We start from the raw sequence: 334 nt of genomic DNA on the forward strand, positions 1-334 counted from the left end.
TTGTTCTTAAAGGACGTGATTCAATTTTTGTCATATCAATATCACGCCAAGCAAAAACAGAAATCGCTTTATGAAGCGCTCCTGGCAGGTTATCAGGTAGAGTCAAAGCCAAACTCACCTTCTCACCTGTTTTTAGTAAATCAAATGATTTTTTCTCTTTTCCCAATAACCAAAACCGAGTAGAATTTCCTGCTAAATCCTGAATATTTTTGGCAACAATCTCTAAATCATACATTTTAGCCGCGTAAGAATTAGCAACAGCTGCAATTGGCAAATCTGGATAATTTTTCACAAATTCAGCTGCTGCTGAAGTAGAATCAGTAATTTCAACCTT

1 protein-coding gene is annotated in these 334 nt (G+C 35.9%); it reads right to left on the reverse strand.

Features of this window, described 5'->3' with window-relative positions; all coding sequences use genetic code 11:
- Positions 1–334: prephenate dehydratase domain-containing protein (locus JKP73_RS22290; RefSeq protein ID WP_308436523.1), on the reverse strand; the 334-nt coding region annotated here is incomplete at both ends.

It is taken from the genome of Virgibacillus salexigens (genome assembly GCF_014905415.1).
Classification (GTDB): Bacteria; Bacillota; Bacilli; order Bacillales; family Amphibacillaceae; genus Virgibacillus; species Virgibacillus salexigens.